The organism is Sphingomonas sp. SphC10, assembly GCF_057004845.1.
In genome coordinates, this window is sequence record NZ_CM168044.1 from 3113677 (window position 1) to 3134949 (window position 21273).

General features: G+C 63.3%; 14 protein-coding genes and 1 tRNA gene. 10 read left to right on the forward strand and 5 right to left on the reverse strand.

Annotation, left to right across the window (positions count from 1 at the left end; translation table 11 throughout):
• Window positions 1–101: 101 nt before the first annotated feature.
• Together ACWKSV_RS14305 and cobA are read left to right on the forward strand one after the other, a co-directional pair.
• The gene (locus ACWKSV_RS14305) at window positions 102–2693 is read left to right on the forward strand and encodes a nitrate reductase (RefSeq protein WP_076714531.1); all 2592 of its coding nucleotides are present in this window, start codon (window positions 102–104) and stop codon (window positions 2691–2693) included.
• Complete coding sequence (cobA, locus tag ACWKSV_RS14310) at window positions 2683–3474, forward strand: uroporphyrinogen-III C-methyltransferase (RefSeq protein WP_076714532.1); 792 nt, start codon at window positions 2683–2685, stop codon at window positions 3472–3474. The genes ACWKSV_RS14305 and cobA overlap by 11 nt, the downstream gene beginning before the upstream one ends.
• A 772-nt stretch (window positions 3475–4246) precedes the next feature.
• Here the strand turns inward: cobA and ACWKSV_RS14315 are convergent.
• A complete protein-coding gene (locus ACWKSV_RS14315) occupies window positions 4247–4570 on the reverse strand; it encodes a hypothetical protein (RefSeq protein WP_076714534.1) in 324 nt (107 codons plus the stop codon).
• A gap of 1050 nt (window positions 4571–5620) precedes the next feature.
• Entirely contained in the window at window positions 5621–6517 is an 897-nt protein-coding gene (locus ACWKSV_RS14320; protein ID WP_076714538.1) for a hypothetical protein, read from the reverse strand.
• Window positions 6518–6856: 339 nt separating this feature from the next.
• On the opposite strand from ACWKSV_RS14320, the gene ACWKSV_RS14325 reads away from it, so the two are divergent.
• A complete protein-coding gene (locus tag ACWKSV_RS14325; protein ID WP_083706527.1) occupies window positions 6857–7666 on the forward strand; it encodes a BRO family protein in 810 nt (269 codons plus the stop codon).
• On the opposite strand, the gene ACWKSV_RS14330 is transcribed toward ACWKSV_RS14325, so the two are convergent.
• On the reverse strand, window positions 7658–8017 hold the full coding sequence (locus tag ACWKSV_RS14330) for a hypothetical protein (RefSeq protein WP_156884159.1): 360 nt from the start codon (window positions 8015–8017) through the stop codon (window positions 7658–7660). The two genes, ACWKSV_RS14325 and ACWKSV_RS14330, sit on opposite strands and share 9 nt — an antisense overlap.
• Window positions 8018–8455: 438 nt before the next feature.
• Here ACWKSV_RS14330 and ACWKSV_RS14335 point away from each other — a divergent pair, with 438 nt between their 5' ends.
• Together ACWKSV_RS14335 and ACWKSV_RS14340 are read left to right on the forward strand one after the other, a co-directional pair.
• On the forward strand, window positions 8456–8962 hold the full coding sequence (locus tag ACWKSV_RS14335; RefSeq protein WP_076714542.1) for a YfbU family protein: 507 nt from the start codon (window positions 8456–8458) through the stop codon (window positions 8960–8962).
• A gap of 54 nt (window positions 8963–9016) precedes the next feature.
• On the forward strand, window positions 9017–9553 hold the full coding sequence (locus ACWKSV_RS14340; RefSeq protein ID WP_156884160.1) for a hypothetical protein: 537 nt from the start codon (window positions 9017–9019) through the stop codon (window positions 9551–9553).
• Between the two features lie 849 nt (window positions 9554–10402).
• Here ACWKSV_RS14340 and ACWKSV_RS14345 read toward each other — a convergent pair.
• Together ACWKSV_RS14345 and ACWKSV_RS14350 are read right to left on the reverse strand one after the other, a co-directional pair.
• The gene (locus tag ACWKSV_RS14345) at window positions 10403–12151 is read right to left on the reverse strand and encodes a site-specific integrase (RefSeq protein WP_156884161.1); all 1749 of its coding nucleotides are present in this window, start codon (window positions 12149–12151) and stop codon (window positions 10403–10405) included.
• Between the two features lie 91 nt (window positions 12152–12242).
• A tRNA-Leu gene (locus tag ACWKSV_RS14350) sits at window positions 12243–12329 on the reverse strand.
• Between the two features lie 104 nt (window positions 12330–12433).
• On the opposite strand from ACWKSV_RS14350, the gene ACWKSV_RS14355 reads away from it, so the two are divergent.
• From ACWKSV_RS14355 to gltB, 5 genes are all read left to right on the forward strand, one after another.
• On the forward strand, window positions 12434–13366 hold the full coding sequence (locus ACWKSV_RS14355; RefSeq protein ID WP_076714546.1) for a complex I NDUFA9 subunit family protein: 933 nt from the start codon (window positions 12434–12436) through the stop codon (window positions 13364–13366).
• Between the two features lie 51 nt (window positions 13367–13417).
• Window positions 13418–14263, forward strand: coding sequence for an undecaprenyl-diphosphate phosphatase (locus ACWKSV_RS14360; protein ID WP_056432395.1), 846 nt, complete (start codon window positions 13418–13420; stop codon window positions 14261–14263).
• A 165-nt stretch (window positions 14264–14428) separates the two neighbouring features.
• Entirely contained in the window at window positions 14429–15880 is a 1452-nt protein-coding gene (locus tag ACWKSV_RS14365; protein ID WP_076714548.1) for an NAD(P)-dependent oxidoreductase, read from the forward strand.
• A complete protein-coding gene (locus ACWKSV_RS14370; protein ID WP_156884162.1) occupies window positions 15880–16458 on the forward strand; it encodes a DUF2059 domain-containing protein in 579 nt (192 codons plus the stop codon). The genes ACWKSV_RS14365 and ACWKSV_RS14370 overlap by 1 nt, the downstream gene beginning before the upstream one ends.
• A complete protein-coding gene (gltB, locus tag ACWKSV_RS14375; protein ID WP_076714552.1) occupies window positions 16458–20972 on the forward strand; it encodes a glutamate synthase large subunit in 4515 nt (1504 codons plus the stop codon). The genes ACWKSV_RS14370 and gltB overlap by 1 nt, the downstream gene beginning before the upstream one ends.
• Window positions 20973–21273 lie beyond the last annotated feature (301 nt).

The window sequence follows — 21273 nt, forward strand, 5'->3', positions numbered from 1 at the left end:
CTCCCCTTCAGGGGAGGGGGCGGGGGTGGGGCCTCGCCACAAGCGCTGCGCTTGCCGAACTGCCCCACCCCAACCCCTCCCCTGAAGGGGAGGGGCAACGCATGAACGCGATCCGCACCACCTGCGCCTATTGCGGCGTCGGCTGCGGCATCCGTGCGACCGTCACCGGCGAGCGTGCCGTCAAGATCGAGGGCGATCCCGACCACCCCGCCAATCGCGGCAGGCTCTGTTCCAAGGGCACGCATCTGGGCGAGACGGTCGGTCTCGAAGGTCGCCTGCTCACCCCGATGATCGGCAAGCGCCGCGCCTCGTGGGACAAGGCGCTGGATTTGGTGGCGAAACGCTTCCGCGACACCATCGCGCAACATGGTCCCGACAGCGTCGCCTTCTACGTCTCCGGCCAGTTGCTGACCGAGGACTATTATGTCGCCAACAAGCTGATGAAGGGCTTTATCGGCTCGGCCAATATCGACACCAATTCGCGGCTCTGCATGTCGAGCGCGGTGGCAGGCCACACCCGCGCGTTCGGCGAGGACGTGGTGCCCGCATCTTACGAAGACATCGACGCCGCCGACCTGATCGTGCTGGTCGGCAGCAACACCGCCTGGTGCCACCCCATCGTCTATCAGCGTATTCGCGCCCGGTGCGATGCGGGTGCCAAGCTGGTCGTCATTGATCCGCGCCGCACCGAAACGGCGGAGGAAGCCGACCTGCATCTGCCGCTGCGCCCCGGCAGCGATGTGGCGCTGATGAACGGCCTGCTCGCCTGGTGCCGCGAGGCGGGGGCGCTCGACGCGCGGTTCCTTGCCGATCATCTGTCGGTTCCGGCCGATTTCTGGGAGCGGGCGGGCGAGGGGAGCGATTTCTGGTCGGTCGCGAAGACCTGCGACCTGCCCCCGGCCGATCTGCGCCGCTTCTACGAACTGTTCGCCGCCACCCCGTGCACCGTCACCCTGTTCAGCCAGGGGGTGAACCAGTCGCTGAGCGGCACCGATCAGGTCAATGCGATCCTGAACGTCCATCTCGCGACGGGGCGCATCGGCAAGCCCGGCGCGCAGCCCTTTTCGATCACGGGTCAGCCGAACGCCATGGGCGGGCGCGAAGTGGGCGGGCTGGCCTCCACGCTGGCCGCGCATATGGACTTCGCGCCCGACAACCGCGCCCATGTCCAGCGTTTCTGGGCCGCGCCGACCATCGCCGAACAGCCTGGCCTGAAAGCCGTCGACCTGTTCCGCGCCTTGGGTGAGGGGCGGATCAAGGCACTCTGGGTGATGGCGACCAATCCCGCCGTGTCGATGCCCGATGCGGGCCGCGTGCGCGAGGCGCTGGCCGCCTGTCCCTTCGTCGTGGTCAGCGACGTGATCGCCGACACCGACACCTCGGCCTATGCCCATGTCCGCCTGCCCGCCGCCGCCTGGGGCGAGAAGGACGGGACCGTCACCAATTCGGACCGCACGATCAGCCGCCAGCGCGCGCTGTTCCCGCTGCCGGGCGAGGCAAGGCCCGACTGGTGGATCGTCAAGGAGGTCGGCCGCCGCATGGGGTGGAAGACCGCCTTCGCCTATGACCGCCCCGCCGAGATCTGGCGCGAGCATTGCCGTCTGTCGGCCTATGAGAATGACGGCGCGCGCCTGTTCGCGCTGCCCGGTCTGTCGAGCGCGGGCAATGCGGAGTATGACGCGATGATGCCGTTCCGCTGGGGCGGCACCCCCTTTGCCGATGGCCGCTTCTCCACCCCCGATGGCCGCGCGCGGTTGGTGACGGTGACGCAAAAGGCGATTTCCGGCCCGCTCGCCGCCTGGCCGCTGACGCTCAACACCGGTCGGTATCGCGACCAGTGGCACAGCATGACCCGCACCGGCCTTGCGCCCAAGCTGGCCCGCCACCGCGAAGAGCCGTTGGTCGAGGTGCATCCCGATGATGCCGCCGGACTAGGCGTCATCGAGGGCGGGCTGGCGCGGGTGGCCACGCCGCAGGGCGACAGCCTCTACCGCGTGCGCGTGACGCCTGCGCAGCGGCGGGGCGAGATTTTCACGCCGATCCACTGGACCGACCGCACCTCCAGCGGCGGGCGAACCGGCCTGCTGCCGCGTCCGCTGGTCGATCCGGTGTCGGGCCAGCCGGGCTTCAAGCAAACCCCGGCGCGGCTGGCGGCGGTGGCGACGCGCTGGCGCGGTTTCCTGATCCTCGCGGGCGAGCCGGTGCGGCGTCCCTCCTGCCTTTGGGCGACGCGCGTCGCGGTTCCGGCGGGCAGCCTGTGGGAACTGGCGGGCGATGGCGATCCGGTGAAACTGGAGTCGAGCCTGCCCGCTGGCGAGCGGGTCGAGGCGATCGACGCGGCACGCGGCACCAGGCGAATCGCGATCCTGTCGGGTGGTCGGCTTGTCGCCGCACTGTTCGTGACCCAAAGCGGCGAATTGCCCAGTCGCGACTGGCTGATCGGCCAGTTGGCCGAGGCGGAGGCCGCACCGACCCTGCTCGCCGGACGCGCGCCGGGCGTGCAGGCGGATCGCGGTGCGATCGTCTGCGCCTGTTTCGATATCGGGATGCGCACCATCGTCGCGGCGATCCGCGACCAGCGGCTGGCCGATGTTGCCGCGATCGGGGCCGCTCTGGGCGCTGGCACCAATTGCGGATCCTGCCGCCCCGCGCTCGCCCGCCTGCTCGCCGAGGAGACTATCCATGCCGCATGACGAATTTCCCGCCGGTTCGGTCTGGCTGGTCGGGGCAGGGCCGGGCGATCCCGATCTGCTGACCCGCAAGGCCGAGCGGCTGATCGCGGCGGCCGATATCGTGTTCTACGACGCGCTGGTCGGCCCCGGCATCCTGGACCTGATCGGCCCCCGCGCCGAGCGGATCAGCGTCGGCAAACGCTCGGGCCGTCATTCCAAGGATCAGCGGACCATAGACTCGCTGATCGTCGCGGCGGCGCTGGAGGGCAAGCGGGTCGTCCGGTTGAAAGGTGGCGACCCTGCGATCTTCGGTCGCACGGCGGAGGAAGTGACCGCCTGCCGCGCGGCGGGCGTGACGGTACGAATCTGCCCCGGCATCACTGCCGCCAGCGCGGCCGTCGCCTCGGCGGGGACCAGCCTGACCCTGCGCGGCGTGGCACGCCGCCTGACCCTGGTCACGGCGCATGCGCAGGCGGGCGCGACGCTCGACCTCGACTGGCCAGCGCTGGCCGCGACCGATTCGACGCTGGCCATCTATATGGGCCGCGCGGCGGTGGCGACCGTGGCTCAGCAACTGGTCGCCGCCGGGCGCAGCCCCGACACGCCGGTGCTGGTCGTGGTCAACGCCTCGCTGCCCAATGAGCGAATCATCCGGGGGCGGCTATCCTCGCTGGCCTTTCTGGTCGAGGCGATCAGCGCGCATGATCCCGCCATGCTGATCGTCGGCGAAGCGGTCGAAGCCGATCCGTCTTTCGCACATGCACAATCCAGCGGGGTCCGCGAAGGGATATTGATCGCCTGACCCGAAAGACCGGCGCGTCGGCTTTGTAAGGGGAGGAGTGGGCGCGCCTCGGCGCCCCATGGCGGCGGGAGAGTCCAAGACTTCGTCATCGCGCTGTCGCACGGTGACGTTGGTAGAAAGTCTTGGTTTTCCGCCAGTCCCGAGGCTTGAAAGCCTGGGGAAGGAATGGTGCCCAGAAGAGGAGTGGGTCCCCGCCTCTGAAAACCGCAGTTTTCCGCGACAAAATAGGCTTGTCTGGCGGCGCTTGTACCCTTCTCATGTACCTCGGGCAAGGGGCAGGCACGGTAAACATGCAACGTGCTGCGCTCCGAACGCTCGACGCGGCTGACGACATGAGAGAATACTTGCCGGGAGTAGACAATCCACAGCCAGTAATACTAGCCAAAAGTAATGTTTATAATTGCTTGTCGGCCCGTTGACGAAAGTACTTTAACTGATTTAGTTCCGATGCATCGGCGAGGCGTTCACTTTCCGAGATGACAAGGACAGGTCTTATATGTCGGATACTATCGATCTGATTGACGGGGATGCCGTTTTGATGGGGGAGGGGGTCGTAGCTATTCGACAGACGAGTGAGTACGGTCCGCAAAGCATTGTGCTGACTGTTGAGGACCTTCGGAAACTCATCGAACTTGCGACCAGCTAAAGCGTACGCTGGAAGACCGCACTGGGCCTGGGGGGAACCTCGGGCCCTTTTCGCGTCGTCTGCCCTGCAAGGTGAAAAGGAAGCCCCCAAGCGCCCTTGTGGGAGCCTGAGGGCAAACTTTCAGTGTCAATTCGTCTCTATGGGCACGGTAATTCCGGCACCGTTGAAAACGGCGGGTAAGACAACGTCGTCGATGAAGCCGTTCACCACTTCCCCAAGGGGATGCCAGTGGATGGCCCGGATGCGCCGGAAGTCTAATCCGGTGAAAGGGCGGCTAGCTTCAGCGGCCTCAGTGTCTCCGTGATCTGCGAAAGCATCTCGCTCCCACCAGCGCTCTTGGGGGTCTTCGGGCTGGGTGCAGTTGCCGATGGTCTGGAGGGCTTGCGAGACGGAAAGACAGGTGGAGGCGACATAGGCCCTCACCAATTCGACAAAGTAGTTGGTTCGCATAAAGTTGCTCTGAAATGAGAAGAACCGGCCGAGGCGTGTGGGCCCCGGCGCGGCGTTAAGTGTTTGAGGTGGCTGGAAGGGGCGGCAGCGCGTTTAGCGTAGGGCGCCCGGATCGTATCATGCGCTCGCTTCCGCTGCGATCGGCGGCGGTTTGGCACTAGACCTCACAGGAGAAGAGATGGAGGCGCTGCGGGATGGCGAGATGGCCCACCAGCTCCTTCAGGCCGTGTGCCGCTCTAGGGCCCGTCAGGCGCTGAACGGCCTTGCGGGCGCGTGTAGTGTCTATCTCTGTACGCGCCGAGAAGAGGGCTTAGATGCAGTCCTAGACCGCTGCTTTCCGGGGCATCGCAAGCAACCATGGGTGCCAAAGGAGCGGGAGGAGCTTCCAGGGCAGAAGGGGGATTACGTTCGATACCTAGCCCAACAGTTTGGTGAGGGACGCGGGCTCGTGCTGCGGAAGGGTGACGTTTCCGAGGCGCTGGGCATATTGCCCCAAACGCAAACTAAATTTCTTCAAGACCCTCAAGTGCAGGAGGCACTCGACGAATTGGAACTAATCGTCACCCATAAGGCCATAACGCGCCCTACGGCGACATTCGCCCCAGTGCAGGGTGGGTATACCGCAGATGCTTAAATTCATTTGGCCCGCATTGTTCGCCGTATACGCCGCCTATTGCTTGATGCGAGGTAAGATAGGTATCCAGTCCAATTATTACTATCTCGATAGTAATCCTGTCGCTTTCTGGAGCGCGATCGCAATAGTAATGCTCGGGGCGGCTTTAGCGGGCGATAGGGCGTTATCATGACGCACATTCGTTAGGCTTTGGTAAGCTCGCCTGCATCCCATCCGCACAAGGCTACCGCTCACCCCGCGAGTACATCACGCAAACCCGCGAGGCCCCGTCAGGCATTTAGGGGCAATGACACCCCCGCCACAACCATCAATCCGAGGGTACACCTCTGAGGTGTATCATGCTGATGAGGGGGAAACGCCGATAGAGCCTCCCTCACGCTTGAAGAGACTTACAGCATACTAAAACCAAATATTTTCTAGTCGTCCATGCCACTCAGGAGGTCAGGCGGTCCTTTGGGCTTCTTCATCCTGCTAGCGCCATGCACGTCGATCACGGTGTAAAATTTGGGCTCGCCGTCTTCATAGGTGACAAGAACATCGACTCGGAACGGCTGGCGGAATGGGTTAGCGGCCCGTCCGATCATCTTTTGTTTTAGGTCAACAAGAGTCTTGGCGAAGTAGACTGGGAGCGGCTTAAGGCTGACCGCTTCGACAACCGCTCGATCACTCGTTTTGCCCCGCTCCTTAGCTGGACCTGTATTTGTCTGTTGGAGCGTCAGCGCCACTTTGCGGAGAAGGGTCGGCGTGGGTTCGACGCCGGGCAACGGCGGCGGGGGCGCAAGGAGTTCCTCTTCAGCGGCGCGAGCGGCGTTTAGGGCGATGCGATCAATCTCGGAGGATTTGAAGGTAGCCTCCACTTCCACGATCCGGTCACCTGTTTGACTTCGATATTTGATATGGGCAACGCCAAGCTTGCCGTTCCTCCCAGCCAGCGGCTTTACAATTTCTGCCAGTTCGGCCGCTTCTGGGGCATGTGAGATAGCGGGAGCGCTTGGCGCGGGCCCTGTGTGGCCCGCAAAGGCGCTTAAACCGTCTCGTACTCGTTTGACGAAGTCGGTTACCTCCATCGCACTAGACATCATGGACACGGCCTGGCCCATGATTGGTACGTACGGCGCTAACACCGCGACGATGCTTCCCTTGCGTATCTCAGCGACCGCAAGCCTTGCGCCCGTCTTGGACTGCTTGGCAAAAAGGCGATCCAAAGCGCTGAAGCTGTCTGCTAGGTCAGATAATGGGATTACTTCGCGGGCGTCGAAGACGAACTCAGCCACATCATGCGGCGATGCGTCGTCCATAAAATCTAAGGCCATCCCTTCATCTCCCTGTTATCTGGGGCAGGATGTCTCGCGTGTACGCATAGGGGAAGCCCAAAGTTCGAACTTTTGGCACATATACTAGACCGGTATCAATCAAAGTCGCGCGCTTATAGGCTTCGTGGTTTTACGCTGAGATGACTATCGCTTGCGGCGGCCCGGTAGCAGCGCCTCAAGTTCCGCTACCGCTCGCTGAGCGCCGAACTGCCCCATCTGTCCGCAATGGCCCCTGAGGCCGCGAAGATGGTGTCGAGTGCGCGGTTGGACCTGTTCGCCGCCTGGTCGAAGCTGCGGATGGCGGAAAGCGTCTTACAGCGCTCTGTGGAGGCTTGAGCGATGGGACGAAATGCTCTCGTGAAGGTCGCGCCTGCGCCTCGCCCCGCGTCGTTCCATTTCGATGGTCACGACCTCCGGTACATTCTCCTCAACGCGGACCCGTGGTTCGTGGCGGCCGATGTCTGTCGGTGCCTGGGCCTTAGCCTACAGAGTGGGACCTATGGACACGTCTCCCGTCTCGACGAGGACGAGAAGCAACTCCTGCGCCGTCCCCGTTCGCTTGACCCCCAGTCAGACTTGGGGGCAATTTTCGGCAAGATGGAGCGCTCGCTCACGCTGATTGCGGAGTCCGGCCTCTACAAGCTCGCCCTCCGCGCCGACTCCTTCCGCGCAAAGCCCTTCCAGACCTGGGTGACGCGAGACGTTCTCCCGTCGATCCGGAAGACCGGAAGCTATTCGATCGCGAAGGTCCCGCACCAAGAGGTCCTTCCAGCCGCCGTACAGCCCTATCAGCTCCCCGCGACCCTTTCCGAAGCTTTACGTGCATACGCCGATGAGGTCGAGCGGCGCGAAGAGTCAGAAAGGACCACAAAGCTCCTGGAAGCGGCTCGCGAGGCTGATAGGCCAAAGGTGGAGTTCGCGGAGAAATATGCCAGCGCAGAGGGAGCGTTCAGCCCTTCGGATGTCGCTCGCACCTTTGGCTTCAGTAGCGGCAAGGCGTTCTGTCAGTTCCTGTGGGATCGGAAGATATTCTTCCACAACGCCCGAGGGGAGAACATCGCAAAGGCCGAGCACCGGACAGCGGGCAGGTTCGTACAATGGACGACCATCGGCGCAGACAAGGCGCTCAGAGTAGAACGATTATTTTAGCCTTATAAGTGCAAGCGCAACGGCCGCCGAAAATAGGACGCATGCCAGTACCTGAAGGCTCGCCGAAATTTTAGGCCACGCGGTGAGGGGAATTTTCTTGAACGGCGAGGAAAAAACTAATGGCCGGGATGCCCAGTGAATACGGACAAATACTATGAGGCCAGCGCATATGAGGCCGCTGAAGAAAAGCCAGGCTGATGGGAGGAGCGCCTTCCTTGTAGCGGCATTTCCAACAAATGCGGACGCTGTGGCAACGAGTCCTCCACCATTTCCAAGCGCCAAATAGTCAATCCACTTTCGGCCCCAATAGCGCAGCGCTTCTTGCGCGTGCTTTTGAATATCGTCGGCCATGCATCCCCCGATCCCGTGTCTATCATGACATATTGTAGAGACAAAAAATGTAAAGAAAAAACAAGCTATTCAGCGAGCATCGAGCCCTAACGCGCCTATAAGCAATGATCGCAATAAGGGGACTAGTACTTGGTGGAACGTGGCACCTTTGCAAGCGATAGGTCAGCGGGCACTCTCTGGCCTAGGCCGCGCTAGTCGGTCATCATGCGGGAAGGCTTTTGACAATGGCCTGCTTCGCTCGAACCCGATCGCCGGACGGCTCGCAAAGGACCAAGCGTACAAACGGCGCAGAAAGCGCGCTAAGTCTGCCCATATCCTTAGCAATCTGTGGCGCTCTTTCTGATCCGGTTTAGTCTTTCTTTTATATCGCGCCCCCTAGCGGGGCTTTGACAGCTAGACTAGGTTGAGTCTGCGTCAACATCGAAGGAGAGAAGCCCCATGAAGTTATCAGATGGAGAAAAGCTGATTGCGCTGATGTTGGCCGATATCATGGAAGCTGGGGGCATCAAAGGCGAAATCGATCCATCATTCGTCAAAACAGCTATTGCGGGGGATGACTTGTGGGCACTCCGGTGGAAATACGACAGCTTCTTTCACAACGAGGGGCCGAGTGAGGCTATCGTTGATGAGACAGCTCAGATAATGACGATGTGCCGTGTCGTTGAAAATTCAATTGCCAGCCTTGATCCGGCGGAGCGTGTGGAAATACCGGCGCACAAGCAGCGGGTCTTTGTTGGCTTCGATGGCAACGAAGAGCCCCACTACGGTGTGGCAGTGATGCTCATTCAGGAACTCGACCGTTATGACGAATGGGCTGATCGACCTCTAAATGCGCATCATAGAACAATCGATAAGTATCGGAGGATGAGGGCGGTTTATGACCGCATTGAGCTCCCTTTGCATGGCTTCGAACTGACCGACATCCAGTCAATTTTGGGGGCTTGACCTGTGCGGCACTGGGACACCGTAGATGGCCCTACGAACGCTAATCTGGCATACTTGGAAAGTATTGCTCAAGATCGAAAACCACCATTCGATTTGGAACAAATTAACAACAAGTTTGGTGCAGTCATTGAGGTCACGAATATGTTGCCATCGGCAGTGATGCGGCATTTCGACCTTCCATTCCTCTTCATAGGGGCTTCGGCAGAGCACTGGTCTACTGAACGTCGAACAGCTGAGGCGCAGAAGCTTTGCGATGCCCTGATGAAAGGGTTAGATGAGATTGCAAAAGACGACAGCCTTCGTAAGGGTGGCTCTGCAAAATTTTCAGATCGAAAGCGGACCCGAGGAGAGGTAATCTTAGCGGCGGTGGGAAAATTCAAGGAAGCGTATAGAGCGCAGAATTATTCCCCATCGCTTTCATCGTTACGAGAGGCTGCAATGGGTACGTCAATCCAGCGTCGAGTGACGGAAATCGAGCGTATTTTAAACCGGGCACGATGGAGCGGGCCAACTTCGCGGGATTATGAGGTTTACCGAGAGATTGGTGCGATTGAGTTCTATGCTTCTCGATACCACCATGAGCCAGCATGAGAGAAATGTATGGAATGTGGCATGGGACCGACTTGGGCTAAGCTCTGAGACGAAACGGCTAATTGGTAGAGCATGCCAATGAGTGTCCATGGCGGAATACCTATTCGCTAGATGTCCGAAAGAAGCCTTCAAGCGCCTCGAAGCGCGCCTATGATATGGTTTTTATGGCCCAACCCGTTCGGCCGTTACGCCTCATCCTCGTCCTCCCCGCGCCCGACATGCGCCGCACTGACCTCCAAGTCGGCGGCAAGCTGCTCCAAAGGCCCGCTGAGCCCCGAGCCGTTGCATTCCATCCTTCCCGCTTGCCGAGGGTGAGGCTTGGAGGGCCGCGCGGGACCTAGCGAGCTTGGCGATGGCTAGAAGGGTTGCGGGGTCCATGGGGTGACTATCTGCCCAGGGGGAGGACCTGTCGAGTCAAAGGCAGGCAGCAATCATCTGACCCGCCGAGTACCCCCTGGCGTTTATGACGAACGTCGTCCGCGTTGCGATACGGTTAGAGATTTCGGTGACCACGTCGAGACCTGGGGCGCCGTGGCGATCGGTATGTCCCAATCGTTGCATATCAGCCCATACGGTAGTCACCGGAGCCCCTACGTCATCACTCATCTCTTGAACGGTTCGCGGCGGGATGGGCCTAGCCATTAAACCACAAAATAGCCGAACCTGACGGAGGGGCGTACGCAAGCCGAGGAGGTCCGTGCATTGGCGCAAAGCCGCGTCAAATCGCTCCAGTTTCTTCCGCTCTTCCGCCGTCATGTTCATACCCGAGTTCCCCGTCTTTCTATTGTTACGCCATCGATACGGGGACGGGGCGGAAGAGCCATGATGTTTTACATTTGTGGAGGGTTGTCAGCCGTTAGGACGCCACGGTTTCACATGGGACAGGTCAAGACCATCAAAGCGTATCTCATCAATTCGGGCCCCTAATGGACTCAGAGAGCCGTACAGTACGTTTGCGCTCTTCCCGCCTGACCGGTGCCCCTGAATGTATTCTCGGGCGTCTTCGGGCACTTTGCAGCGCCTAGCGGCGGTCGTCCAAACATGGCGGAACTCACGGGCCGCACGGCGCTTGGCGTTTGCGGGCAAGACCCCTTTGTCCTGAAGGTACTTCGACCACCATTCGCCCCAGCCGGGGAAAAGCAGCTTGCTGGCCCCCTTGGTCCGTAACGCAGGAAACAGGGCCGTTTCGCCGGATGCGCGAATATGGTCCACATAGGCCATAAAGTTTAGCTCAAGGAGCGGTTTGGGGATTGGGAATGTGCGCCGCCCCGACTGCGACTTGGTCGTCGTAAGGCCTCGACGCCCCTTATGTGGATGGACGCCCTCGTCAGTGATCCTCAGCAGCCAACGGCCTTCCGGATCGTCCGGGTCCTTGTGCACGTCCGCCACCATGAGCTGCGCAATCTCCTCAGGGCGCGCCCCGGTCCATAGGAGAAGAAGGGGTATCCAATAGGCCGCTTCGCCCTTCCCGCGCTTAGGGCGCTCACCGATCGTGAAGATAGGAAGGCGGAATATGGCGTTTAGTTCGTCTACCGACAGCTCGATCGGATCGTCCGCCCGATGGGTCGAAAGGGACTTCCGGGCAGCGAAGGGGTTCGGGATGCTTTCATCTATTTTCCCGTCTTCTTGGGCCTTGTTCCAGAGGGAGCAAAGCATCCCCAAGAGGGTCCGAACGGTCTTGGCCGTTAGTCGCGGTGGGTCTTTCTGACCATCGTAGAGAGCTACCACGTCCCGGAGGGGCATGGTGCGCTGAGAGGCCGGAAGCTTGGAGGGGCGCTGGAACAGTAGCGCGATCCAATCAGTAACCATAGCCTTGGTGATCTGATTAGGGGCGAGCGGGCCAAAGGCATCCCGGAAGGACCGCAGGGCCGTGTTAGACGCCTGCTTCAGGGACGCGCCAAGGTTGTGAGCAGGGCTATCTAAGATGGCCTGGGCGATTTGCTCAAAGCTTTGGCCGTTGCGTGCTCGTGGAACTGAAGGAGCGCTGGCGGGCCCCGAAGGGCTCTCAGGGATTGCGGGCACTGCCACCACGTCACCCTTCATGCGGCGCACGGAGTCCGGGTGAAGCGCAATGGCCTTATCGTTGAGCGCGAAGCTCAGAGCCTCTACCGAGTGTATGTCGTCAGGCGCGATCATAATGCCTGAGGTTTCGAAAAGGGCCCGTGCCGACGACCCCCACTTCTCAACCAGGGTCTCGTGGTCGCGATCGATCTTCCAGCGCTTGAAGTCCGATAGAAGCTCTTCCCAGCCTGCCAAGACCTGATCAGCATATTCGCCGCCGCCCGTTGTCAGGCTGGCCTCTTCGTATTGATGCCAGTCCACCTCAAATACGTGAGCAAGGTGCGCAATCTGAGCGGGGGTGGGCTTGTCGTACTTCTGCTTGGCAAGCTTCTCGGCCTTCGCGACCGTGTCAAACCATAGGCGAGCGGCTTCGCTGTAACGTGCGACCGTCGCGGGATTGCTCAAATCAGTCCCCGCAAGCGAGCGTTTGAGCTCGGTCGGACTGCCTGGAATGTAGGGGCGAAGCTCAGGCGGATAGACCCGCCGATAGCTCAAGCGGCCGGTACGTTTATCGGCCTGTACGTGCTGATATTCCACTGAAAGACCCATTCTCGCATGTACCCCGTGATGTACCGCCTGAGCGGCTAATAGTCACGGTTTTCTGCGATCCCTCTGCATGAGAGGGGGGTGGTGCCCAGAAGAGGACTCGAACCTCCACGACCTTGCGATCGCCAGCACCTGAAGCTGGTGCGTCTACCAATTCCGCCATCTGGGCACGGGGTAGGCCTGCGCCTTTAGGGTAGGGTTCGAATCCTTGTCAACGGCTTTTTTGCGAGGCAAAGGGGCGGTGCACAAAAAATCTGGCGAATAGGGACGGTCATGACGAACAAGCTGGTGACGCTGATCGGCGGCGGGGGCTTTCTGGGCCGCTATGTCGCACGCGAACTGATGCGGGACGGTACGCGCGTCCGGGTGGCGCAGCGCGATCCGCGCCAGGCTTATTTCCTGCGTACCCAGGGCGGGCTGGGCCAGACGCAGTTCGTGGCCGCGGATATCGCCCGGCCGGAGACGGTCGCACGCGCGGTCGAAGGCGCCGATGCGGTCGTCAATCTGGTCGGCGTGATGGGCGGCAATATGCAGCGCATCCATGTCGACGGCGCGCGCGCCGTGGCGGAAGCCGCGCGCAACGCCGGGGCCGGGGCGCTGGTCCATGTGTCGGCGATCGGCGCGGACGCGAATGGTGCGGCGGCCTATGCCCGGTCCAAGGGGCAGGGCGAAGAGGCGGTGCGCGCGGCCTTCCCGAACGCCACTATCCTGCGCCCCTCGATCGTGTTCGGGCGCGAGGATCAGTTCGTGAATCGCTTCGCGGGCATGATGGGCGCGCCGATCGTCCCGGTCCTGCGTTCGGGCGTGAAGTTCCAGCCGGTCTTTGCGGGCGATGTCGGCGAAGCGGTCGCCAACGCGCTGCGCGATCCCGAAGCGCACGGCGGTCTTACCTATGAGCTGGGTGGCCCGGACGTGCTGTCGATGGGCGAGCTGCTCCGCTGGATCGCGCAGGCGCTGGGTCGCAAGCCCAATTTCGTGGAAATCCCCGATTTCGCAGGCGCGCTGCTCGCCCGCCTGCCGGGCTCGCCGATCAGCTGGGACCAGTGGCTGATGCTGCAGCAGGACAATGTCGCCGCCGCCGGTGCGCCGGGCCTGGCCGCGCTGGGCATCGAGGCCGCCCCGCTGGCGACCGTCGCGCCCGAATATCTGATCCGTTTCCGCAAGGCGGGCCGGTTCGGGCGGCGCGCGGAGACGCTGGCGGCCTGAACCGTCCCAAGCTGACAGTCTTTATCGTTTCGCTGACAGCCCCGTCGCCTTATGGCGGCGGGGCTGCCTTTGCTTGTGGGGACTCGCGTGAACGATCTGATTGCCGCCATCATCCTGGGGATTGTCGAGGGTGTCACCGAATTCCTGCCGGTGTCCTCCACCGGCCATCTGATCCTGGCGGGCGCGCTGCTCGGCTATGACGATGCGCGGTGGCAGATGTTCAACATCGTCATCCAGCTGGGGGCGATCCTGGCGGTGGTCGTCCTTTATTGGCGGACCTTCTGGACCGTCCTGGTCGGGCTGTTCAAGCGCGATCCCGGTTCGGTCCGCTTCGTGCGCAACCTGCTGATCGCCTTCATCCCCGCCGCCGTCATCGGCGTGCTGGCCAAGAAGCATATCGAGGCGCTGCTGCTCCAGCCCAAGGTGGTCGCGGTCGCGCTGATCGTCGGCGGCATCGCGATCCTGGTGATCGAACGGGTGGTGAAGCCCGGCACGACGCGCGGCATCGCGGCGGTTCCGGCCAGGACGGCGCTGGGCGTCGGTTTCCTCCAGTGCCTGGCGATGATCCCCGGCGTCAGCCGTTCGGGTGCGACGATCCTGGGCGCGCTGACCCTGGGCGTCGAGCGGCGCACGGCGGCGGAGTTCAGCTTCTTCCTCGCCATCCCCACCATGCTGGGCGCAAGCGTCGTCGAGACGGCGGGGCATATGGATGCCATGCGTGCCGGAAACAGCGTCGGCCCGATCGAGATCGCGGTCGGCTTCGTCGTCGCCTTCATCGTCGCGCTGCTGGTCGTGCGCTGGTTCGTTGGCATTGTGGGCCGTCACGGTTTTGGCCCCTTTGCCTGGTACCGAATCGTGGCGGGCAGCATCGCGCTGGCGCTGCTGACCATGCACTGAGCGCAGCATTAATGCCGAATCGGTCCCTTTTTATTGCGGGTCGCTCGCAATAAAAGGGTCTGGTAGCGCAAAACCCATTTTAATTAGTCAGTCATGCTGACTTATATGTCGATTTCGAGGTGACACAGGGTCGCCTGCGCAATATCCGCATCTTCGGAGGCGCATATGGCGAACGATTCTATGCTGAAGTTTGTAGGCCGCGATCAGGCCTATCCGGCCAAGCGGGCCGCGGAGACCCGCGCGGAGGATTTCCGCGAGATCGCCGAGCGCTATGCGCCCCCGGCGGCAGAGGACCAGGCGGGGCGCTGCTCGCAATGCGGCGTGCCCTATTGCTCGGTGCACTGCCCGCTGCACAACCATATCCCCGACTGGCTGCGGCTGACCGCCGAGGGGCGGTTGCGCGAAGCCTATGAGCTGTCCAACGCCACCTCGACCATGCCCGAGATTTGCGGCCGCATCTGCCCGCAGGACCGGCTGTGCGAGGGCAATTGCGTCATCGAGTTTTCGGGCCACGGCGCGGTCACCATCGGCTCGGTCGAAAAGTTCATCACCGACACCGCCTGGGAAGAGGGCTGGGTCGAGCCGTTGATCCCCGGACCCGCGCGGGGCCAGTCGGTCGCGGTGATCGGCGCGGGGCCTGCGGGCCTGACGGCGGCCGAATATCTGCGCGTCTCGGGTTACGAGGTCCATGTCTATGACCGGCACGACCGGGCGGGCGGGCTGCTGACCTATGGCATCCCCGGTTTCAAGCTGGAAAAGCCCGTCGTCATGCGCCGGGTCGAGCGGCTGAAGGCAGGCGGCATCGTCTTCCACGAAGGCTTTGCGGTCGGTGAGGACGCAACGCTCGAGGAACTGCGCCGCCGCCATGACGCGGTGCTGATCGCGACCGGCGTGTACAAGGCGCGCAATGTCGAGGTGGACGGTGCGGGCGCGAACGGCGTGATCGCCGCGCTCGACTATCTGACCGCCTCCAACCGCAAGAGCTTCGGCGACACGGTCGAGGCGTTCGAGAATGGCTCGCTCAATGCCGAGGGCAAGAATGTCGTCGTGATCGGCGGCGGCGACACCGCGATGGACTGCGTCCGTACCGCGATCCGCCAGGGCGCCAAGTCGGTGAAGTGCCTCTATCGCCGCGACCGCGCCAATATGCCGGGCTCGCAACGCGAAGTCGCCAATGCCGAGGAAGAGGGCGCCGAGTTCGTCTGGCTGTCCGCCCCGCTCGGCTTCGAGGGCGGCGAGACGGTGACCGGCGTGCGCGCTGCCAAGATGCGCCTCGGCGCGCCGGATGCTTCGGGGCGCCGCGCGCCTGAGGCCGAGCCGGGTGCCGACCATCTGCTCGAGGCGGACATGGTCATCAAGGCGCTGGGCTTCGATGCCGAGGATCTGCCGAGCCTGTTCGGCACTGCCGAACTGGGCGTCAGCCGCTGGGGCACGGTGCTGGTCGATGGCCGCACGCTGATGACCAGCCTGGACGGCGTATTCGCGGCGGGCGACATCGTGCGCGGGGCGTCGCTGGTGGTGTGGGCGATCCGCGACGGCCGTGACGTCGCTAAGGCGATGCACCAGTGGCTGAAGGCGCGGGCCAAGACCGCGTCGCGCGAAAGGCAAGCGGCGTGATGCGCGCGCTCGTCCCGCTGGCGCTGCTGCTCGCTGCGCCGGTAGTGGCGCAGACGGGCCCGACCGAGGCCACCCCCGATGCAGCGGGGCGGATTGAAACCGCCCGTGCTCTGGTCGACAAGATGAACATCGACCGGCTGCTGGATTTCCAGTTCGCGAGTTTGATGCCGCTGGTGACAGGTAATGTGCTGGGCGTGATGCAGACCTCGTCCGATGCGCCGGCTGGGATCAAGCAGGTCTTGGCGACCCCGGAGGGGCAGGCCAAGGTCCGCGCTATCGTGAGTGAGGAAATGCTGGCGGCCATGCGGTCCCGCTATCCCGAAATTCGCGAGGCGGCGGCGGAAGAATATCGCCGGAGCTTTTCCGAGGAAGATCTGAAAGCGATCGTCGCCTTTTACAATACGCAGGCCGGGCAGCATCTGCTCGCCCTGCAGCCGCAGTTGCAGCAGCGTCTGGCCGAGTTCGGCAAGGGGATGGGCCGCGACGCGGGCATGGCCGCTTTCCCCAAGATTCGCGCCCGCATCGAGGCCCTGGCTAAGACCCAGGCTCCCGCCGCGACCAAGCAGGATAAGAAGTGATGACCGATCAGCGCCAATATCTCGCCGAGCATGGCATGTACCGCCCCGAGTTCGAGGGTGATGCGTGCGGCGTCGGCATGGTCGCAGCCACCGATGGCCAGCCCTCGCGCCGCGTCGTCCAGTCGGCGATCGACGCGCTGAAGGCCGTGTGGCATCGCGGCGCGGTGGATGCGGACGGCAAGACCGGCGACGGTGCTGGCCTGCACGTCGACCTGCCGCACCGCTTCTTCGACGATGCGATCGCCGCGTCGGGCCACAAGGTTCTGCCCAACCGCCTCGCGGTCGGCATGGTCTTCATGCCGCGCACCGATCTGGGCGCGCAGGAAACCTGCCGCACCATCGTCGAGAGCGTCATCATCGAGGCGGGCTATACCATCTATGGCTGGCGCCAGGTGCCGGTCGACGTGTCGGTCATCGGCATGAAGGCGCAGGCGACGCGTCCCGAGATCGAACAGATCATGATCGCCGGGCCGATGCCCGACGAGGTCGATGCCGCCGAGTTCGAGAAGAACCTCTATCTGATCCGCCGCCGCATCGAAAAGCGCGTGATCGCGGCGCAGATCAGCGGCTTCTATATCTGTTCGCTGTCCTGCCGCTCGATCATTTACAAGGGGCTGTTCCTCGCCGAGAGCCTGTCGGTCTTCTATCCCGACCTGCAGGATCACCGGTTCGAGAGCCGCGTGGCGATCTTCCACCAGCGTTATTCGACCAACACCTTCCCGCAATGGTGGCTGGCGCAGCCCTTCCGCTGCCTGGCGCATAACGGCGAGATCAACACGATCCGCGGCAACAAGAACTGGATGCTCAGCCACGAGATCCGGATGGCCTCGATCGCGTTCGGCGATAATTCGGAGGACATCAAGCCGGTGATCCCGGCGGGCGCGTCCGATACCGCCGCGCTCGACGCGGTGTTCGAGGCGATCTGCCGGTCGGGCCGCGACGCGCCGACCGCCAAGCTGATGCTGGTGCCCGAGGCGTGGCAGAAGGATCTCGACGCGCCCAAGGCGCATGCCGACATGTACCAGTATCTCGCCTCCGTGATGGAGCCGTGGGACGGTCCGGCCGCGCTGGCGATGACCGATGGCCGCTGGGCGGTGGCGGGCATGGACCGCAACGCGCTGCGTCCGCTCCGCTATACGCTGACCGCCGATGGCCTGCTGATCGTCGGTTCGGAAAGCGGCATGGTCGTGGTGCCCGAGGCCACCGTGACCGCCAAGGGCCGGTTGGGGCCGGGGCAGATGATCGCCGTCGATCTGGCCGAGGGCAAGCTGTACGACGACCGCGCGATCAAGGACCAGATCTCGGGCGAGCAGGACTATGCCGCGATGATCGGCGAGTTCCTGACCATGGACCAGCTGCCCGCGCCGTCCGAAGAGGAAGCGCTGGTGCGCATGCCGCGCGCCGAAATGCTGCGCCGTCAGGTCGCGGCAGGCCAGACCATGGAGGATATGGAGCTGATCCTGTCGCCCATGGCCGAGGGGGGCAAGGAAGCCATCGGTTCGATGGGCGACGACACGCCGCTGGCGGTCATCTCCGACAAGCCGCGCCTGATCAGCCAGTTCTTCCGCCAGAATTTCAGCCAAGTCACGAACCCGCCGATCGACTCGCTGCGTGAGCGCTATGTGATGTCGCTCAAGACGCGGTTCGGCAATCTCGCCAACATCCTCGACACCGAGGATCGGCGCGAGCGCGTGCTCGTCCTGCCGTCCCCGGTGCTGACCGGCGCGGACTGGCACCGGCTGAAGACGCATTTCGGCCGTTCGGCGGCGGAGATCGACTGCACCTTCGAGGCCGATGGCGGTCCCGACCGCCTGCGCGCCGCGATCCAGCGCATTCGCAACCAGGCCGAACAGGCGGTGCGCGAGGGCCGGTCCGAACTGTTCCTGACCGACGAGCATGTCTCCGAAGGCCGTGTCGCGATCGCGGGCGTGCTGGCGGCGGCGGCGGTGCACACCCATCTCGTCCGCCGGGGCCTGCGCAGCTATGCGTCGATCAACGTGCGCCCGGCCGAGTGCCTCGACACCCATTATTATGCGGTGCTGATCGGCGTCGGTGCGACCACGGTGAATGCCTATCTGGCCGAAGCCGCAATCGTCGACCGTCATGGCCGTGGCCTGTTCGGTGAGATGAGCATCGAACAGTGCCTGACCAACCATCGCACCGCGATCGAGGATGGCCTGCTCAAGATCATGGCGAAGATGGGGATCGCGGTGATCTCCAGCTATCGTGGCGGCTACAACTTCGAAGCGGTCGGCCTGTCGCGCGCGCTGGTCAACGACCTGTTCCCCGGCATGCCCGCCAAGATTTCGGGCGAGGGGTATAACTCGCTCCATTACTCGGCGATGGTCCGCCACGAAGCGGCCTGGGACCAGCATGTCGCGACGCTGCCGATCGGCGGCTTCTATCGCCAGCGCGATGGTGGCGAGACGCATGCCTATTCGGCGCAGTTGATGCACCTGTTGCAGACGGCGGTGGCGACCGACAGCTATTCGACCTATCTGCAATTCGCACGCGGCGTCGGCGATCTGCCGCCGGTCTATCTGCGCGACCTGCTCCAGTTCAACTTCCCGAACGAGGGCGTGCCGGTCGATCAGGTCGAGGCGATCACCGAGATTCGCAAGCGCTTCGTGACGCCGGGCATGTCGCTGGGCGCCCTCTCGCCCGAAGCGCATGAGACGCTGGCGATCGCGATGAACCGGATCGGCGCCAAGGCGGTGTCGGGCGAGGGCGGCGAGGACAAGCTGCGCTATCAGCCCTATGACAATGGCGACAACGCCAACTCGACGATCAAGCAGATCGCGAGCGGTCGCTTCGGCGTCACGGCGGAATATCTGAACGCCTGCGACGAGATCGAGATCAAGGTGGCCCAGGGCGCCAAGCCCGGCGAGGGCGGGCAGCTGCCCGGCTTCAAGGTGACCGAGTTCATCGCCAAGCTGCGTCACGCGACGCCCGGCGTGACCCTCATCTCGCCGCCGCCGCACCACGACATCTACTCGATCGAGGATCTCGCGCAGCTCATCTATGACTGCAAGCAGATCAACCCGCGTGCGCGCGTCTGCGTGAAGCTGGTGTCGTCCGCAGGCATCGGTACGGTCGCGGCGGGCGTGGCCAAGGCGCATGCCGACGTCATCCTGGTGTCGGGCCATGTCGGCGGCACGGGCGCCTCGCCCCAGACCTCGATCAAATATGCCGGTACGCCATGGGAAATGGGCCTGTCGGAGGTCAACCAGACGCTGACCCTGAACGGTCTGCGCGGGCGTATCCGCCTGCGCGCCGATGGCGGCCTGAAGACCGGGCGCGACATCGTGATCGCGGCGATCCTGGGCGCGGAGGAGTTCGGCATCGGCACGCTGAGCCTCGTCGCGATGGGCTGCATCATGGTGCGCCAGTGCCATAGCAACACCTGCCCCGTGGGCGTCTGCGTGCAGGACGAGCGGCTTCGCGCCAAGTTCACCGGCACGCCGGAAAAGGTCATCAACCTGATGACCTTCATCGCCGAGGAAGTCCGCGACATCCTGGCGCGTCTGGGCGTGCGCTCGCTGGACGAGGTGATCGGACGGACCGAGCTGCTGCGCCAGGTCAGTCGTGGTGCCGAGCATCTCGACGATCTCGACCTCAACCCGGTGCTGGCCAAGGTCGATGCGACCGATGCCGAGCGGCGGTTCAGCCTGTCGACCTTCCGCAACGAAGTGCCCGACAGCCTGGATGCGCAGATCATCAAGGATGCGAGCGCCGTGTTCTCGCGCGGCGAGAAGATGCAGCTGACCTATTCGGTGCGCAACACGCATCGCGCCGTCGGTACGCGGCTGTCGTCGGAGATTACCCGCAAGTTCGGGATGAGCAAGCTGGCCGACGGGCACGTCACCGTGCGCTTGCGAGGGAGCGCGGGCCAGTCGCTGGGCGCGTTCCTGTGCAAGGGCATCACGCTGGAAGTGTTCGGCGACGCCAACGACTATGTCGGCAAGGGCCTGTCGGGCGGCACCATCATCGTGCGGCCTGCGGTCAGCTCGCCGCTGGCCAGCCAGAAGAACACGATCATCGGCAACACGGTGCTCTACGGCGCGACCTCGGGCCGTCTGTTCGCAGCGGGCCAGGCGGGCGAGCGTTTCGCGGTCCGCAACTCGGGCGCGGTCGTGGTGGTCGAGGGCTGCGGCGCCAATGGCTGCGAGTACATGACCGGCGGCACCGCCGTGGTGCTGGGTGAGGTCGGCGCGAACTTCGGCGCAGGCATGACCGGCGGCATGGCCTTCATCTACGACCCCGAGGAGCGTTTCCCTCGTCGCGCCAACCCCGAGAACATCGTGTGGCAGCGTCTCGCCTCCGCACATTGGGAAGGCGTGCTGCGCGGCCTGGTCGAGGAACATGCCGCGCGGACCGACAGCAAATGGTCGAAGGGCCTGCTGGAGGATTGGGACCGGGTGGCCGGGCATTTCTGGCAGGTTGTCCCTAAGGAAATGCTGACCCGCCTGGCGCATCCGCTCGACGACAGCGTCGAGGCGGTCGCGGCGGAGTAAGATTGCGGAGGGGTGTCATCGCGGGCGGTGACACCCCTCCGTCAGGCCTTCGGCCTGCCACCTCCCCTTGCAGGGGAGGAATGACACCATTCCCACCATCCGTTCAGCCTGAGCGAAGTCGAAGGCCAAGGGAGCCCGGTTGCCATCCGCTTGGTGAACGAGCGCATGGCCTTCGACTTCGCTCAGGCTGAACGGAGCGGGAGCATGCGGCTCGCATGCTCAAATCCATGACACCCCCGTCGCCCCATTAACCCAGATTACGGAACCGTTGCGCCGCCGTGACGGTTACGCCGCGATGAAA

Coding starts and splice junctions, on each gene's coding strand:
- ACWKSV_RS14305 (WP_076714531.1), top strand. CDS start 102: ATGAACGCGATCCGCACCACCTGCGCCTATTGCGGCGTCGGCTGCGGC.
- cobA (WP_076714532.1), top strand. CDS start 2,683: ATGCCGCATGACGAATTTCCCGCCGGTTCGGTCTGGCTGGTCGGGGCA.
- ACWKSV_RS14315 (WP_076714534.1), bottom strand. CDS start 4,570: ATGCGAACCAACTACTTTGTCGAATTGGTGAGGGCCTATGTCGCCTCC.
- ACWKSV_RS14320 (WP_076714538.1), bottom strand. CDS start 6,517: ATGGCCTTAGATTTTATGGACGACGCATCGCCGCATGATGTGGCTGAG.
- ACWKSV_RS14325 (WP_083706527.1), top strand. CDS start 6,857: ATGGGACGAAATGCTCTCGTGAAGGTCGCGCCTGCGCCTCGCCCCGCG.
- ACWKSV_RS14330 (WP_156884159.1), bottom strand. CDS start 8,017: ATGGCCGACGATATTCAAAAGCACGCGCAAGAAGCGCTGCGCTATTGG.
- ACWKSV_RS14335 (WP_076714542.1), top strand. CDS start 8,456: ATGAAGTTATCAGATGGAGAAAAGCTGATTGCGCTGATGTTGGCCGAT.
- ACWKSV_RS14355 (WP_076714546.1), top strand. CDS start 12,434: ATGACGAACAAGCTGGTGACGCTGATCGGCGGCGGGGGCTTTCTGGGC.
- ACWKSV_RS14360 (WP_056432395.1), top strand. CDS start 13,418: ATGGCGGCGGGGCTGCCTTTGCTTGTGGGGACTCGCGTGAACGATCTG.
- ACWKSV_RS14365 (WP_076714548.1), top strand. CDS start 14,429: ATGGCGAACGATTCTATGCTGAAGTTTGTAGGCCGCGATCAGGCCTAT.
- ACWKSV_RS14370 (WP_156884162.1), top strand. CDS start 15,880: ATGCGCGCGCTCGTCCCGCTGGCGCTGCTGCTCGCTGCGCCGGTAGTG.
- gltB (WP_076714552.1), top strand. CDS start 16,458: ATGACCGATCAGCGCCAATATCTCGCCGAGCATGGCATGTACCGCCCC.